Source organism: Olsenella uli DSM 7084 (assembly GCF_000143845.1).
Lineage (GTDB): Bacteria > Actinomycetota > Coriobacteriia > Coriobacteriales > Atopobiaceae > Olsenella > Olsenella uli.
Map to the genome: position 1 here is coordinate 426,570 of NC_014363.1, position 14,357 is coordinate 440,926.

A 14,357-nucleotide genomic window follows, 5' to 3' on the forward strand; every position below is an offset into this window, starting at 1 on the left:
GATGGGTCCCTTGCGCATCCGCGCAGGATGCATGTGGCCTCATCCGGTGGAGTCGTGTCGGCGAGAGGCCCCAGCCCGCAATGTGCGAGCTCGACGGCGCTCGTGGCTGGGTCTGCGACGGAGCGGCATGCGCTGCGACGAGGCACCGGGAGCCTGCCCTGTCGTACCTGCCTCCACGCCCTGAGGGCGCTCATGTGTCCGAGGTAGAGTCTCATAGGCTGAACATATCCCTTTGGGGAACCGTCGCACCGGTGTTTTCGAAAAACCTCTGCAGCTGGCTGACGCATAGATTGCATGTGGCTTGCAGAGCGCGTGTCCCACAGAGCGCGTGTCCCACAGAGGCTCGCGCCTGATCAGAGTGCGCGTTCCACTAGAAGTGAGCACCTGCACCGTAGGAGTGCGTACCTGCGCACCGGAAGTGAGCACCCGGCTACCAGAAGTGCGTACCTTCTCGGCTTTCTCGGAGGCATATGATGTCTGGAAGGCATGCGCCGCCTGGAATATCCGCAGGTACAGGGACTGGTGAGATTGACAGGGACGAGCGCCAGATGCGCACTTCTGTCAGCTAGGTACGCACTTCCGGTGCGCAGGTACGCACTTCTGTCGGCCGGGCACTCACTTCCTGCTGCCTTGGGGCGATCGATGCCCCTTGGCGCGACTGATGGTCTTGCCGCAATTAACGGCTCGGGGCGAGACGGGTGCTCTGGGACGACTGACGACCCTGATGCAAAGACCGTGTCCAGCATAGGGCTACGGCGTTGTCAGCTGCAAACCTGCATTGTGGTGTCGCTATCCGCGGCATCGCAAGTTGCTACATCACCAGCTACAGCCTGGTGACGGTCTCCTCGAGTGCCTTACGATTGCCGTGGTTGGCGAGCGGCTTCGTCCCTTCGGCGGGATAACCCAGGTCAAGCGCCATGAGGATGATCTCCCCCTTGGGAAGGGCGAGGGTAGCCGCCAAGGCGTCGGGGTCGAAGAAGTTAACCCAGCAGGAGTCAACACCGAGGCTCTTGGCCGCGAGCATCATGTGCGTTGCGACGATGGCGGCATCCTCGACGCCCGAGTCGTGTGCGTTACCGGGGTACGTGAAGACATTCTCGCTGTCAAAGGCGACGAGAAGAACGGTGCTTGCGCCGTAGCGGCAGGGCGATGCTCCATCGAACTTTGCCAGGGCGTCGGCCGACTCAAGTATGTAGACGTGCTGTTCCTGCAGGTTCTTGGCGGTCGGCGCCAGCCGTCCGGCCTCGAGGATCTGCTGCAGGAGAGACTCGTCCACCTTGCGGCCGTCGAACTTCTTGCACGAGTAGCGCTCTCTTGCGAGTTGCATGAAATCCATGACCGCTCTCCCGTCTTCTCGACTGGGCCCCTTGCTGCTTGGTGTGCCCATTCTAGCAGTCTGGAAGATGGTCAGCGACGGCCTCCTGGAGCCACTGGAGCCAGACCTCCATGTCCTCGTCGGTCGTGACGGAGAGCGGCATGATGGCACGGTCGCGGTTGCGCAAGCGCACGCTCTTCTCGTGCTCCGCCAGGTTCGAGTCGAAGTGGGGCGTCATACCTGCCTTGCTCGCGGGGCGAGGTCCGATGCCCCGAGCATGAGGGGATTGTGGCATCATGGTCCCATGAGGCATGCGGCGCGACGCCGGCGCGATGGCCACGACATTCGACATCAGTGCTGGTGCGGCGCGCCGGTGGGGCGCGCTGCCATGAGCGGCAAGGAGGCACGGTATGGGAAAGTTCGTGGTCGAGGATTCGTTCTGGAAGCTGCTGCCCGAGGTCGAGATCGGCGTCGTCTGCGTGGACGGAATCCTCCCGACAGACCAGATCAGCAAGGAGGGCGCGGTTCGTGCGGCCAAGCTCCTGGACGTTGCCAACAACGCCGCCGAGCGCTGGCTCACGAGCACCACGATCAGCACCAACGAGGTCGTGGCCGTCTGGCGTCAGGCATACCAGAAGTTCAAGACCAAGAAGGGCGCCCGCTGCTCGGTCGAGAACCTGCTCAAGAGAGTCCTGAAGGATAACCCCGTCGGCCACATCAACCCGGCCGTGGACGTCTCGAACGCTATCTCGCTCAAGTACGCGCTACCCATCGGTGCGGAGAACCTCGACGCGGTCGAGGGCACGTTCCGTCTGGCCCAGACCGAGGGCGGCGACCGCTTCCTGCCCATCGGCGAGGAGGAGAGCGATCCCACGCTGCCGGGCGAGGTTGCCTACCTCGATGACGGTGGGGCCATCTGCCGCTGCTGGAACTGGCGAGACGGACAGCGTACCAAAGTCTCCGGTGCGACCCCGCACTGCGTGTTCATCATGGAGAACGTCGACCCCAGCCGCTCCGCCGACCTGCATGCCGCCATCGACGAGGTGGCGCGGCTCGCAGAGGAGATCCTGGGTGGCACGGTGACAGCCAAGGGCTTCGTCACCAAGGATAGCCCTGAGATGGAGCTGGTCTAGCCATGGAGCGTCCGATGAGACGCCAGGACCGTGTGGTCCCTGCGGAACGTGCGCGGGAGATTCTGGAAGTGGGGGAGTATGCGGTCCTGGCGTTGGTCGACGTGGACGGCGAGCCCTATGGCGTGCCCCTCAGCTATGCGGTCGAGGGCGACCGCGCGTTCTTCCACGGCACGACCGAGACCAGCCACAAGCTCGATGCCATCCGCGCCAACCCACGGGCGAGCCTGACCGTGGTCATGAACACCGAGGTCCACGGGGCGCAGTACTCCACGGCGTTCGACTCGGTCATTGCGTTTGGTCCCATACGCCCTGCGCACGACGATACCGAGAAGCGCATGGGACTCATGGCGCTTTTGGGCAAGTACAGCTCGATGGTCCCACCCGAGCGGGCGATGCGCTACCTCGAGGCTCAGCTCGACCGGACATCTGTCATCGTGATGGACCTGGAGCGCGTTACGGGCAAGCACCACGCGTAGCGCCCTGCTCGTGTCCGCGTGTCCGCGGGATGCTTCGATGTCAGTGGCGTGACCGCATGACGTCCATCGCGCTGTGCGGCGCACATCGCATCGCGCCGTATGCCGCATTGCACCACCCTTGTACCCACCGCTTCAGACAATGTCCGAGAAGTCCGTGACATCCTCGATTGTGCGAGCGACCGCCTCAAGCCCGCGCGCATCAGTCTCGGTGAAGTGCGAAAGCAGGGGGCTATCGATGTCGAGTATGCCGACAACGCTGTCGCACGCGTGCAGCGGCACGGCAATCTCTGAGTTCGAGGCGCTGTCGCAGGCGATGTGTCCTGGGAACCGGTGCACGTCCTTCACCAGCTGGGTGCCGTCCGTTGCGGCCGCCGTTCCGCAGACCCCGCGTCCCAGGTCGATATGGACGCAGGCGGCCTTGCCCTGGAAGGGTCCCAGCACGAGACGACCACTGCGCATCAGGTAGAAGCCAGCCCAGTTGACCGTTGGCACCGCGGGGTCACAGGTCCCGGGGGCACGGCAGTCCGGTACGCTCTCGTTGAGCGCGGCATAGACGAGCGCCGACGCGTTCGACAGGACGCAAGACCAGTGGCGGTCTTCCTCTGCGAGGGACAGAATCTGTGCGGCGAGGAGCTCGTAGTCTGGCACGGTATCCCCAATGCGCTCGTGCAACCAGCTGTCTTGCGGCCGGTGCCCATGCAAGCTTGCTGGCAGCTGATCATGTGGTGCTCTGACGGCAGATTATACGGCTCCACTCTGACGCATGGCGCGCTCTTCTGCCGCCTGGCCCTATGTGGTTGAGACAAGTTATCGTCTATACAGAGGACAGCTCACCTCATATGCCCCTTTCGAGGGACCCGGGCTCGCCTGGACCCCTTTTTGCGGTATGGTTGCAAGGCTGAAACAAAGGCGGCGCGGGCCTCTCGTCCGGCATGCATCTTGTCCAATGGCCGTTTGGCATGCAGGTGGCATATCGAACGAGAGAGAAGGCCGTGCCCACTACCCTAGGGGGCTCACTCTGATGGATCGCACCAAGGTCGCGCAGCTCTTTGCGCAGATGGACGAGCTGGGCGGCAGCGAGGTCACCGTCGCGGGCTGGGTTCGCTCCATCCGGGACATGAAGAACTTCGGCTTCGTCGTCCTCAACGACGGCAGCTGCTTCAAGGACGTCCAGGTGGTCATGAACCGCGAGAAGGTCGCCAACTACGACCAGGTGACGACCCTGACCGTGGGATCGGCCCTCGTCGTCACCGGCACTCTGGCGCTGACCCCGGACCGCCCCCAGCCCTTCGAGCTCCAGGCGGCCGAGGTCGTGATCGAGGGGGCCGCGCGTCCGGACTACCCCATGCAGAAGAAGCGCCAGTCCCGCGAGTTCCTGCGTACCCAGCAGCACCTGCGCAGTCGCACCAACCTGTTTCGCGCCGTCTTTCGCGTGCGGTCGGTGGCGGCCTTTGCCATCCATCAGTTCTTCCAGGGACGTGGCTTCGTCTACGTGAACACGCCGATCATCACCGCGTCGGACGCCGAGGGTGCCGGCGAGATGTTCCGTGTCACCACGATCGACCCCGCCAACCCCCCGCTGACGGAGGACGGGAAGGTCGACTACAGCAGGGATTTCTTCGGCAAGGCCACGAATCTCACCGTGTCCGGTCAGCTCCAGGGCGAGAACTTTGCCATGAGCTTCGGTGACGTCTACACCTTTGGTCCCACCTTCCGTGCCGAGAACTCCAACACGCGCCGCCACGCCGCCGAGTTCTGGATGGTCGAGCCCGAGATGGCGTTCTGCGACCTCGCGGGGGAGATGGACGTCTCGGAGGAGATGCTCAAGTACGTCATCACCTACGTGATGGATCGCTGCCCGGATGAGATCGACATGCTCAACAGCTTCGTGGACAAGGGCCTGAGGGAACGCCTGAGCCATGTGGCCAGCTCCGACTTCGCACGCGTCAGCTACACCGATGCGGTGAGTATCCTGCAAGAGGCCCAGGCTGCGGGCGCCACGTTCGAGTATCCCGTCGAATGGGGCGTCGACCTCCAGACCGAGCACGAGCGCTACCTCACGGAGCGGCACTTCAGGCGTCCGACCTTCGTGACGGACTATCCGGCGGCGATCAAGGCCTTCTACATGCGGCAAAACGATGACGGCAAGACCGTTGCCGCAGCGGACTGCCTGGTTCCCGGCATCGGCGAGATCATCGGTGGGTCCCAGCGAGAGGAGCGCCTCGACGTTCTCGAGAGGCGCATCGCCGAGCTGGGGATGGATGTCGGTCAGTACAAGTACTACCTGGACCTCAGGCGCTACGGCAGCTGTCGCCACGCAGGCTTTGGCCTGGGCTTCGAGCGGCTGGTCATGTACCTGACGGGCGTGGACAACATCCGCGACGTCATCCCACACCCACGCACCGTGGGAAACGCGGACTTCTAGCTGGGAAAGGACTGAGGCGCCATGATCAGGCTCGTCCTGACCGATCTCGATGACACCCTCATTCCCTTTGGGGTGGGGCATACGAGCGCGAGGGCGAATCGTGCCATCCACGCACTGCTCGATGCCGGCGCCCACTTTGGTCCGGTGACGGGCCGTATTCCCGCAAGCATGGGGACGATGTTTTGCGAGGACGAGGAATGCTACCGCACGGGCGCCTTTGCAAATGGCCAGGTGGTGTCCATTGACGGCGAGGTTGTCCAGAGGACCCTCATCGAGGGGGCCTTGCTGCGCAGGGTGGCAGGCCTGCTGGATGACCTCTGCGCCAATGCCTGGCTTGCGATCTACGACTCTGACGACCTGCGCAACGTCAACCTGGTTACGGCCCATCCCGAGCGAATACGCGCAAATCCCCCCGAGACCTGGGGTGTCAGTGTGTTCGGCATCGTGTCTGACGTCGAGGACCGTGGCTACCTCAAGGCAAACCTGCAATGCTCGTGCGATCGTGACGAGATGACGTACGTGCGCGATCGGCTGAGACGGTCGATTCCCGAGCTGCGCTTTGTCTTTCCCAGCATGACCGCAAAGGTCATCGACATCAATCCGGGGGACTGGGAAAAGGGCGACAGCGTGCGCCTCATCGCCGCTCGTCTGGGCGTCTCGCTCGATGAGGTCGTGGTCTTCGGAGACTCGGAGAACGATCTCTCCATGATGCGGGCAGTGCCAAACTCGGTTGCCGTGGCAAACGCCGACGAGGCGGTCGCGGCGGCAGCACGTTGGCATATAGGCGACGTGCGTGACGATGCGGTTGCCATCGCGCTTGAGGACATCGCTTTGGCATGCGCGCGAGGGGGAGTCCCGTCGTTTTTCGACTGACGCGCCGCACCGATGACTTGACGCGTCGCGTGGCCAACCGACAGTCCACGTGGCCAACTGACATGCCGCACTGCCGATCGACAGCCCGCACGGGCGCAGGACACATTAGACGAACTCCCTTCTTGGGGCTTTGAAAGCCTTTCGACTTACCGAACGTGCTGCGTACGCGTTACTTTTAGTTCATGGCATCGCGGGCGTGCTAGGAATTTTCTTATGTGTCGTCACATTCCTCTTCTGCGGTCGGGGGTTTGATAGTCGATATGAACAAGAGGACGGTTCACATCGTTCAGAAGCTCTCTCGCACATCAAGCCCATGCAGCTTGGCAAGCCTTGCGAGGCACTTCGAGGTCTCGGAGCGCACGATTCGCAACGACATAAAGGCCCTCAACCGGTTCCTCGACAAGCAGTCCCTGGGCCAGATCAGCTTTGGCCCCAAGGGCGTGATCGTGCTTCCCGATGGCTTCGCGCAGGTCGAGGGCCTTCTGCCGGTCGAGGATACGTTTGCCTACAAGATGTCGAGCGAAGAGCGCAAGGACCTCGGTGCGGCGGTCCTCATAAACGCGACGGACTACATGACGCTAGGAGAGATCGCCGAGCTGTTCTCGGTCAGTCGAGCGACCATCCTCAACGACCTCGACGGCATAAAGGGGCGAATAACCGAGAGCGGGCTGGAGGTCGTGTCAAAGCCCAGCCGAGGCATCCTCGTCAGGGGGCGCGAGAGCGCCAAGCGCACGTTCTTACGCGACTTCATCACCCGAAAGGTGCCTATAGTCGACCAGTGGCTCGCGCTTCCCGAGAACGCCTCCATGCGGCTTGATGGCGTGACGGTCAAGAAGATCATGAACGAGCAGTGCCATGCCCACGGCATCACGATGATGGACGGACCCTTTCGGTTGGCAACCAATCACCTGTGCATCTGCGTCATGCGCAACCGTAGGGGCGCACGCCTCGAGGAGCTGGGGGGCCGTTACCATGATTGCGCCCAGGAGGACGTCGGTGGTTTCGAGCGTGAGGTCGTGGGGCTTGTAAGCCAGTACTGCCTGGTCGACATGGGTACGGACGAGGCGCTGTTCTTTGCGGCGCTGGGGCAGTCCCTTCGCTTTCAGGGAGGCACCCAGTTCAGCATCGATGACATGCAGGTCCAAAAGCTCTCCCGCATGTTCATCCGTGACATGTCGGGCGAGATCGGCGTCGACCTTAATGGTGACTACGACCTGTTCGAGTACCTCTCCAACCATCTCGAGTCGATGTTCACGACCGAGCCGTCCCACTTTCCCGAGACGCCGGCCCTCATGGAGGTCGTCAACGACCAGCCCGAGGTACTCGAGGCCGTCGAGAGGAACGTCGGACAGCTCGAGAGGTATGCTGGTCGCGAGATCACGCCAGTCGAGGTCACGTACATCGCGCTCCACATCTGCGCCGCCCTCGAGAGGCGTAAGAACAGGGGGGTGCGCCCTCGCGTCGTCGTCGTATGTGACGGTGGGATCGGAACGTCGCAGCTGCTTGCCGAGGAGCTGCGCGGCCACTTCGAGATCAAGGTCGTCAAGGTCATGCCGGCCCATGACGTTCCCTATATCGAGGCGTACCATGCCGACCTCGTCATCTCGACGGTGCCTCTCGACAGCTGCCCCGTCGATCACATCGTGATCAAGCTGCCACTCAAGGACAGCGAGTACAGCCTCATCCACGAGAAGCTGGCCTCCATCGAGTCAAGCATCCGCATGTCGGCCTCCGATCTTGACGATCTCAGCGCGCAGGGCCTGCTGGACAGGATCGAGCCCGTCATAGCCGATCGCGTGCCGAAGGACGCCGACCTCCTGAACGCGATTCGCATCGAGGTCAGGCGATACTTCCGTGAGGCCCAGCACCTGGAGGACCAGCTCGTCTCCCCTTATCTGCATCAGCTGCTCCCTCCAAGCCACATCAGCCTCGACGTCGATTGCGCTGATTGGCGAGACGCCATCCGAAAGTCGGCACAGCCCCTGCTGGACATGGGTTACATAGAGGAGCGCTACGTCGAGTCGATGGTGCATGGGGTGGAGAAGCATGGCCCCTACATCGTCTTGGCGCCCGGCTTTGCCATCCCCCACTCGTCTCCCGAGAACGGGACGATAAAGATGGGCATGAGCCTCATACGGCTCAGGAGGCCCGTCCGCTTTGGCAGTGACGAGAATGACCCCATAGAGTTCGTGTGCACGCTCAGCGCGGTGGACCGCAAGACCCATCTGAAGGCGTTTGCCGATCTTCTTGACATGATTGTGATGCCGAGGAACTCGTTTTTGGATGACATGCGCAAGGCCGCCGATCCCCTTGAGGCCGCGAGCCTGATAGAACGCTATGAGTATCTCGTCATACAGAGGTAGCCCCGCATTTTGGGAGATTGCCAAGATGTTGGATCGAGCGGGTCTGCCGTCCTGACGCGCGGATCGCAGGTATGGGGGTTCTGAGGACCATTAGACCACCTTGCTTCACGAGAACATGAAAAAGAATCGACCAGCATATATGCCTCGCCTCCTCGTGAAAGACCTTTGGCTAGTGTGGCGGTTTCGTGGACGATAGCCTGTCCTTGAGCACATAGCAGTTCATATGACCACGTAGATGCGGAATGGGGGTGAAGCATTTCATGCTAGGAAAAGAAATCATCATGCGCGACCTGACCGCTCTCGACCTCGATGCGAAGAGCTGTGAGCAGGTGTTTGACATCATGGGTGCCAGGTTTCTGGAAAAGGGCTATGTCAATGAGAGGTACCTTCCCACCATCAAGGAGCGTGAGGCGCAATATCCGACCGCGCTTCCGGTCGAGCCGTATCCCATAGCCATTCCCCATACCATGGCAGACGCCATCCTCAAACCCTTCATAGCTCCCGTGCGCCTGAAGAATACGGTTGAGTGGGGCGATATGTCCGATCCAGACAACAAGTTTGACGTGAAGCTCGTCTGCATGCTCGGGTTCAAGGACCCTGGTGAGCATATCGAGCTGCTCCAGATTCTCATGCACAACTTCCAAAAGTCCGAGTGGGTCAATCCGCTCTTCTCTGCGAAGACCGAAGACGAGTTCTTCGAAGCGTTCAACAGCATGGAATGGGCGCACGAATAGTGCGTCTGACCACTTGGCTTGGCCGTGCGTGCCAAAAGGGGTCCGCAACACAAAAAGGAGGAGAACATGTCAGTCAAGGTGATCGTTGCGTGCGGTAGTGGTGTCGCCACCTCCCAGACGGTTGCATCCAAGGTCAATCGTCTTCTTGCTGCCGACAAGATCGACGCAAAGGTCGAGGCCGTTGACCTCAAGTCCGTCGACCGCCATCTCAAGGATGCCGCTGCCTATATCACCATCGTGAGGGACAAGAAGACCTACGACCTGCCTGTCATCGATGGCATTGCGTTTCTGACTGGCGTCGGCCAGAAGCAGCAGTACGAGAAGCTGCTCGATGCGATCAAGAGCTACCGGGGCTAGGTGTTCCCTCGAGTCGATTTTTGCGACCGTGGACACGACAGGTAGGCAAGCGAGAAGAAACATGGTTGAAGGAGAGTGAGAAGCGTGGACTTCGCAGCTGCAAGTGCATGGGTTAACGGCTTCCTAAGCTCGGTGGGAGCAGCCGTCTTTGTGCCCATCATCATGATTGTCATGGGCCTCGTCGTCCGGATGAAGCCAAAAGACGCAATCTCTTCCGGCATTTTGCTCGGTGTGGCCTTCACAGGCATGTCGATGCTCATCAGCTATATGGGTGAGATCATCTCGCCCGTCGGCGAGGCAATGCTGAAGAACATCGGTATCAACCTGCCAATCCTCGACGGTGGGTGGACAACCATGGCGGCAATCGCCTGGTCCTGGCCATATGCGATTCTGATGTTCCCCCTGATGATCGCCATCAACATCATCATGCTCGTCGCAAACAAGACCGACACCTTCAACGCTGACCTCTGGAACGTCTGGGGGAAGATCTTCACGGCCGTGGGTGTCGTTGGACTTACCGGCAACATCGTTCTTGCCTTCGTGATCGCCGCCATCCAGATTGTCTTCGAGCTTAAGACGGCCGACCTCTTCTCAGACGAGATCTGCGAGCTTACCGGCATCCCCGGTGTCACCTGCACCCACAAGATGGTCTTCCTGTCTGCAATCTACTATCCGATCGACAAGCTGCTCCGTAAGATTCCGGCTCTCAACCACAAGGCCGATGCCGAGGCCTTGCACGAGAAGGTCGGCATCTTCGCGGAGAATCATGTCCTCGGCTTCATCCTGGGCTGCTTCTTCGGAATTCTCGGCCAGTATGACCTCGGTGCCCTTCTTACCCTTGGCGTCCAGTGTGCTATGTGCCTGACGCTGTTCCCCGTCATCTCCAAGTACTTCATGGAGTCGCTATCCCCGATCTCCGAGGCGGTCTCAGACTACATGCACGGCAAGTTCGAGGGTCGTCAGCTGGTCGTTGGTCTTGACTGGCCGTTCCTTGGTGGCTCCAACGAGATCTGGCTTGCGGTCATCTACGGCATCCCCGTGACCGTCCTCTTTGCGTTCATCCTCCCACAGAACCAGATTCTTCCCTTCGCCGGCATCGTTAACATTGCGCTTGCCGTCCCGGCATACCTGGTCACCAAGGGTAACCTGCCGCGTATGATCATCCTTTCCACCATCGGCGTGCCCATCTTCCTGCTCGTCGGCACCGCCTTTGCTCCGTTCATCTCCGAACTCGCGACCTCTACGGGCGCCGTTGCCGCCGACGCCCTGGGTGCCTCCGGCCTCATCTCCAACTCCTCGATTGACGGCCCCTGGTTCACCTATGCGTTCTCTCAGTTCCTTGCCGTTCAGAACGGAAACGTCCTGCCGTTGGGCATGCTGATTGTCTGGATTGGTGGCTACGCTCTGATGTATCACGATCTCACCAAGGAGCGGAAAGCCAGGAAGGCTGCTGCCGAGGCACAGGCCGAGTAAGCGAAAGGCAGTCCGGACCGGCGTGGACAACGCTCTGCGCAGCTGTTCCAGGCCGGCAGGTGTCAAGGCGCGCCTGTCGGCCTCCTTTTTAGGGGAAGCACCTTTAGATGGAGGTATCAAATGCTGGAGGATCTCAAGCTCAGAGTCATGAACGTCGCAAAGCAGGCACAGAGGGAGGGCATGTGCAAGCATAAGTCCGGGAACTTCTCCGCCCGTGATGAGGAGACCGGTCTCGTGGTCATCACGCCGACGAGCGTTGACCGCGAGGACCTTGTCGTTCCCGATATGGTCGTCATGGATCTCGATGCCAACGTCGTCGAGAACCAGACGGGACTTCGTCCGACTTCGGAATCTCTGATGCACCTCAAGATCTACCAGACCCGTCCGGACGTAAGGGCAATCGCCCACACCCACTCCCAGTTTGCGACAACCTTCGCCGTCCTCGAAAAGCCCATCCCTGCGGTCGTCTACGAGATCGCAAACCTGAACTGCTCCAAGGCTCGCATCCCGGTCGCTCCCTATGGCCGTCCCGGCACCCCCGCTCTTGCGGACTCCGTTGTCGACTCTGTCAAGGAAGCTGACGTCCTCCTTCTCCAGGGGCATGGATCCGTTGCCGTTGACGAGGACAACATCGACGAGGCCTATCTCAAGGTCTGCTACATCGAGGAGCTTGCCGAGCTCTACTACCACGCCCTTACTGCAAATGGCGGCCAGGAGCCCAAGTCCTTCCCCGTCGAGGAGCTTCAGAAGTGGGAGTACCCGAAGGAGATCAAGTTCCCCAATGCGTAATCGTCTTCATGATCATGGCTCACCCCCTTGGGGGGGTGAGCCCTCTGACAACATGATTGGATGACGGATACACATGGACGGCCAAGAAGAATGAAGCTGTGAGATGAGTAAGAAGAATCCAAGGAAGAAGTCGGCAGAGGGCAACGCCCCGAATCAGACCAACCGCAAGGGCTTTTCGCTCCCTAAGGTCTCTGAGCGCAGGCATCCGGAGCCGGTGTCCGCGGGATCACGTGTTGCATCACTTGTTGAGCTCGCGGCCGTCTGCGCCGTCTGGGTTCTGGCGGCCCGCGTTCTCTTCGTGGGAGGGACTCTGCTCACGACAGCTCTTGTTGCCGTCCTGTATTTTGTGGGGGCACTCTCCATGTATGTGGTCCGCGCAGCGCTTGAGGCCAAACGGCGCTACGGCAGGACCGACAAGGACGCGCTGCTCTATTACAACCAGATGATCAAGGGAGACCAGAAGTGGTCCCTCTACATAGGAATGTCGTTCTTCGCGGTGTTCGTTGTCATGCGCTGGCTCTTCCCGAGCCCGAACTTTGACATGGTTGGTATTGATATCGCGACGGCTTTCTATCTCGGATATATCTGGACGGCCAAGTACAAGGGAGAGGAGCACCTGCCCTTCCAGTACATGGAGACCGTCTACCTCTTCCTGACCGTGATTACCAACTACATCGTTTATTTCCTTGGCTGAGAGGACTGCAAGCATGAAGAAGATCATCAACAGTTCCGAGAGCTACGTGGACGAGATGCTCTCTGGCATCTACGCCGCACATCCGGATCAGGTAAAGTATGCGGCCAATGACCTGCGCTGCTACTGCGCCGCCAAGAAGAAGGAGGGCAAGGTCGCCATCATCACTGGTGGAGGTACGGGTCACCTGCCTCTCTTCCTTGGCTATGTTGGCGAGGGGCTGCTTGATGGCTGTGGTGTGGGCGGTGTGTTCCAGTCTCCCTCGGCCGAGCAGATTTATAACATCGCTACTGAGGTTGAGGCTGGTGCCGGCGTCCTCTTCCTGTACGGCAATTACACTGGTGACATCATGAACTTCGATATGGCTGCCGAGATGCTCGAGATGGACGATATCGAGGCCAGGTCCATAGTGGGCGCTGATGACATCCTCTCGAACAAGGATCCCGAGTCTCGCCGTGGTGTCGCTGGAATCTTCTTCATGTACAAGGCGGCTGGCGCCAGGGCCGACCAGATGGGCACCTTGGGCGAGGTCCTTGCTGCAGCCAAGAAGGCTGGCGATAACGTCCGCACCGTTGGCTTTGCGCTCACTCCCTGCATCGTCCCCGAGGTCGGTCGTGCCAACTTCGAGCTTGCCGAGGACGAGATGGCATTCGGTATGGGCATCCATGGTGAGCCCGGTGTCTGGAACGGCCCCGTCAAGACCGCAGATGAGCTTGCCGAGGAGTCTGTGGACGAGATTCTGACCGACATGCCTCTCACTGACGGTGATGAGGTCGCGCTGCTCGTCAATGGCCTTGGAGCCACCTCAGTCGAGGAGCTCTACATCCTCAACAACTCGGTTCGCAAGCAGCTCGAGACTAAGGGCATCAGTGTCTATCGCTCCTGGACCGGAGAGTACGCCACCTCCATGGAGATGATGGGTGCCTCCATCTCCATCTGCAAGGTCGACGATGAGCTCAAAGGTTACTTTGACTATCCCATCGATACCCCCTTCCTGTGCCAGAAGTAGTCTTTGTGCGCTCGCAAAGGGGTTGGTGGGCACCGAGCTTGGAGGGCTTGAGTGATGGATAAGCTTACGATTGAAAACATTCCGCAGATGTTTGACTATGTCGGCATCCTCTTTGCCGAGAAGAGAGACGAGCTTTGCGCGATGGATGCTGTCATGGGTGACGGTGACCTCGGTCTCACGATGAGCAAGGGCTATGGTGCTCTTCCTGCCTTCCTGCGTGACCTTACGGGAGAGGGTGACATCGGCAAGATGATGCTCAAGGGTGCCATGAAGATGCAGAACACCGTACCCTCTACCATGGGAACTCTGATGTCTTCGGGCATCATGGAGGCTAGCAAGGCATTCAGGGGCAAGACCGAGCTTGTCCCTGCTGACATGGTCACGTACGTAACCCAGTTTGCCATCGGCATCAGGAAGCGTGGCAAATGCGAGCTTGGCGACCGCACCATCCTAGATTCCGTCGATGCGGGGGCGAAGCGGGCAGCTGCCTTGGTTGAGTCCGATGCTTCGGCCAGTTTCCTGGACGTTTTGACCGCCGCCGTCGAAGGTGCCGAAGAGGGCTGTGAGGCCACTAAGGGTATGCTCCCGAAGTTCGGCAAGGCGGCCGTCCATTCAGCCAAGGCCAAGGGTATCGTCGACCAGGGTGCCCTTGCAGGCAAGTACATGCTTGAGGGCCTGAAGAACTACTTCGCCGACCAACAGTAGCGTACCAACCCTAG

General features: G+C 60.4%; 15 protein-coding genes. 12 read left to right on the forward strand and 3 right to left on the reverse strand.

All coding sequences use genetic code 11. The annotated features are described in order from the left end of the window. Window positions 1–823: 823 nt before the first annotated feature. On the reverse strand, window positions 824–1,336 hold the full coding sequence (locus OLSU_RS01925) for a nitroreductase family protein (protein WP_013251263.1): 513 nt from the start codon (window positions 1,334–1,336) through the stop codon (window positions 824–826). A 52-nt stretch (window positions 1,337–1,388) separates the two neighbouring features. Continuing rightward, window positions 1,389–1,553: a P-loop NTPase family protein gene (locus tag OLSU_RS09470; RefSeq protein WP_013251264.1), complete on the reverse strand. Its 165-nt coding sequence runs from the start codon at window positions 1,551–1,553 to the stop codon at window positions 1,389–1,391. A 172-nt stretch (window positions 1,554–1,725) separates the two neighbouring features. Here OLSU_RS09470 and OLSU_RS01930 point away from each other — a divergent pair, with 172 nt between their 5' ends. Both OLSU_RS01930 and OLSU_RS01935 read left to right on the forward strand, forming a co-directional pair. Next, window positions 1,726–2,448: a B3/B4 domain-containing protein gene (locus OLSU_RS01930; RefSeq protein ID WP_013251265.1), complete on the forward strand. Its 723-nt coding sequence runs from the start codon at window positions 1,726–1,728 to the stop codon at window positions 2,446–2,448. A gap of 14 nt (window positions 2,449–2,462) precedes the next feature. Further along, on the forward strand, window positions 2,463–2,924 hold the full coding sequence (locus OLSU_RS01935; protein ID WP_013251266.1) for a pyridoxamine 5'-phosphate oxidase family protein: 462 nt from the start codon (window positions 2,463–2,465) through the stop codon (window positions 2,922–2,924). Window positions 2,925–3,056: 132 nt separating this feature from the next. Here OLSU_RS01935 and OLSU_RS01940 read toward each other — a convergent pair whose 3' ends face one another. Next, window positions 3,057–3,572, reverse strand: coding sequence for a GAF domain-containing protein (locus OLSU_RS01940; protein ID WP_013251267.1), 516 nt, complete (start codon window positions 3,570–3,572; stop codon window positions 3,057–3,059). Window positions 3,573–3,945: 373 nt separating this feature from the next. On the opposite strand from OLSU_RS01940, the gene asnS reads away from it, so the two are divergent. From asnS to OLSU_RS01990, 10 genes are all read left to right on the forward strand, one after another. Further along, the gene (gene asnS / locus OLSU_RS01945) at window positions 3,946–5,349 is read left to right on the forward strand and encodes an asparagine--tRNA ligase (protein ID WP_013251268.1); all 1,404 of its coding nucleotides are present in this window, start codon (window positions 3,946–3,948) and stop codon (window positions 5,347–5,349) included. A gap of 21 nt (window positions 5,350–5,370) precedes the next feature. Next, window positions 5,371–6,222 (forward strand): HAD family hydrolase, encoded by an 852-nt coding sequence (locus tag OLSU_RS01950; RefSeq protein WP_013251269.1) that lies wholly within the window; start codon window positions 5,371–5,373, stop codon window positions 6,220–6,222. A 260-nt stretch (window positions 6,223–6,482) separates the two neighbouring features. Beyond that, on the forward strand, window positions 6,483–8,585 hold the full coding sequence (locus OLSU_RS01955) for a BglG family transcription antiterminator (protein ID WP_013251270.1): 2,103 nt from the start codon (window positions 6,483–6,485) through the stop codon (window positions 8,583–8,585). A 260-nt stretch (window positions 8,586–8,845) separates the two neighbouring features. Beyond that, a complete protein-coding gene (locus OLSU_RS01960; protein WP_013251271.1) occupies window positions 8,846–9,319 on the forward strand; it encodes a PTS sugar transporter subunit IIA in 474 nt (157 codons plus the stop codon). 66 nt (window positions 9,320–9,385) lie between these two features. Further along, the gene (locus tag OLSU_RS01965; RefSeq protein ID WP_013251272.1) at window positions 9,386–9,676 is read left to right on the forward strand and encodes a PTS sugar transporter subunit IIB; all 291 of its coding nucleotides are present in this window, start codon (window positions 9,386–9,388) and stop codon (window positions 9,674–9,676) included. Window positions 9,677–9,760: 84 nt separating this feature from the next. Continuing rightward, entirely contained in the window at window positions 9,761–11,149 is a 1,389-nt protein-coding gene (locus OLSU_RS01970; protein ID WP_013251273.1) for a PTS galactitol transporter subunit IIC, read from the forward strand. A gap of 120 nt (window positions 11,150–11,269) precedes the next feature. Further along, a complete protein-coding gene (locus OLSU_RS01975; RefSeq protein ID WP_013251274.1) occupies window positions 11,270–11,938 on the forward strand; it encodes a class II aldolase/adducin family protein in 669 nt (222 codons plus the stop codon). A 103-nt stretch (window positions 11,939–12,041) separates the two neighbouring features. Continuing rightward, entirely contained in the window at window positions 12,042–12,632 is a 591-nt protein-coding gene (locus OLSU_RS01980) for a hypothetical protein (RefSeq protein WP_013251275.1), read from the forward strand. 13 nt (window positions 12,633–12,645) lie between these two features. Beyond that, window positions 12,646–13,638, forward strand: coding sequence for a dihydroxyacetone kinase subunit DhaK (locus tag OLSU_RS01985; RefSeq protein ID WP_013251276.1), 993 nt, complete (start codon window positions 12,646–12,648; stop codon window positions 13,636–13,638). 54 nt (window positions 13,639–13,692) lie between these two features. Next, entirely contained in the window at window positions 13,693–14,343 is a 651-nt protein-coding gene (locus OLSU_RS01990) for a dihydroxyacetone kinase family protein (RefSeq protein WP_013251277.1), read from the forward strand. Window positions 14,344–14,357 lie beyond the last annotated feature (14 nt).